The sequence below is a fragment of the Nesterenkonia sp. HG001 genome (assembly GCF_034438835.1).
Lineage (GTDB): Bacteria > Actinomycetota > Actinomycetes > Actinomycetales > Micrococcaceae > Nesterenkonia > Nesterenkonia xinjiangensis.
In genome coordinates this window covers 1-1,811 of sequence record NZ_JAOSZD010000021.1, presented here as the reverse complement: position 1 = coordinate 1,811, position 1,811 = coordinate 1, and the positions used below count along the sequence as shown (strand labels likewise).

Sequence of the window (1,811 nt, the reverse complement as noted above, 5' to 3'; positions counted from 1 at the left end):
GTCGCGATGATCGGACCCCGCGCCCCGGCCAGCTGCCGGGTCACGAAGGGCTCCTCAGGCTCACGCTCTGGATCCAGCATCGCTGATTCCTGGACCCGCAGAGCCTCACGACGCAGCTCATTCCAGGAGGTCACCGACCACACATCAGCCCCGACACCCCAATCAATGGCCAAGAGCCGCTGAGCCTCCAACGCCCACGGCACCGCCACCCCCGAGGCCAGCAACTGAACAACCGGACCCTGATCAGCCGGACCCTCTGGGTCCTGGTCAGCTGGGTCTTGGTCAGCTGGGTCTTGGTCAGCTGGGTCTTGGTCAGCTGGGTCTTGGTCAGCTGGGTCTTGGTCAGCTGGGTCTTGGTTGTTGAGGTGTTCTCCCAGCCCGGCCGAGTCCGCAGTGGCCAATCGATAGATACCCCCGATGACACCTTCAACATCGAGGTCCTCGGGTTCGGGCAGATGAGTGACCGGCTCGTTATAGACCGTGAGGTAATACATCAGGTCATGATCACCGTCATGATCGCCATACATCTCGAAGAGTCCATGTTCGATGATATGAGCGATCTCGTAGCCAAAGGCTGGATCATAATGCTTCACCGCGGGATTGGTCCCGGCCAGGATCGGGGAATGCCCATCCAGATGCTGCAGCCCTTCCCCTGCCAGAGTGGTCCGACCCGCGGTCGCACCGATGATGAATCCCCGGGTCAACTGATCCGCTGCCGCCCAGAACGAGTCCCCAGTGCGCTGGAAGCCGAACATCGAGTAGAACACATAGACCGGGATCATCGGCTCCCCATGAGTGGCATAAGAAGTCCCTGCCGCAGTGAACGCCGCAGTAGCACCGGCCTCATTGATCCCGGGGTGAAGCATCTGACCCTGGGCAGACTCCTTATAGGCCAGCATCAGCTCACGATCCACTGCCAGATAGTTCTGCCCCTTGGGGTTATAGATCTTCGCCGTGGGGAAGAAAGAATCCATCCCGAAGGTCCTGGACTCATCGGGCACGATCGGCACGATCCGAGCCCCGATGTTCTTATCACGCATCAGATCCTTGAGCAGCCGCACAAAAGCCATCGTGGTCGCGGCCTGCTGCTTGCCCGAGCCCTTCTTGGCCTGGGCATAGACCTTCTCCCCGGGCAGCTCCAGAGTGTTCTTAGCCACCCTGCGTGCCGGCAGAGGCCCACCCAGAGCAGCCCGACGAGCCCGCAGATAGGTGATCTCCTCAGAGTCCTCACCAGGATGGTAATAAGGCACCTGGTAGGGATCAGCCTCGATCTGTTCATCACTGATCGGGATCCGCAGGGTATCGCGGAAACGCTTGAGGTCCTCGATGGTCAGCTTCTTCATCTGATGGGTGGCATTACGACCCTCGAAGCTAGGCCCCAGCCCATAGCCCTTGACCGTCTGGGCCAGGATCACCGTGGGCTTACCGGTGGTCTGCACTGCGGCCTGATAGGCCGAGTAGACCTTCTGATAATCATGACCACCACGCTTGAGCCCCCAGATGTCATCATCGGAGAGATCAGCGACCATCTCTTTGGTCTTGGCCGAACGCCCGAAGAAATGCTCCCGCACGAAGGACCCCGACTCGGCCTTATAGGTCTGATAGTCCCCATCCAGGGTCTCGTTCATGATCCGGACCAGCTCGCCATCCTCATCAGCGGCCAGCAGATCATCCCATTCCCGACCCCAGAGGACCTTGATCACGTTCCAGCCCGCACCCCGGAAGAAGGCCTCCAGCTCCTGGACGATCTTGCCATTACCCCGCACCGGCCCATCGAGGCGCTGCAGATTGCAGTTGATCACGAAATGCAG

Annotated in this window: 1 protein-coding gene; it reads right to left on the bottom strand. The window is 60.2% G+C overall.

Annotation, left to right across the window (positions count from 1 at the left end; all coding sequences use genetic code 11):
- Positions 1–1,811 (bottom strand): transketolase-like TK C-terminal-containing protein (locus tag ODE13_RS16850; RefSeq protein WP_416210757.1); only part of this gene is annotated, 1,811 nt, incomplete at both ends.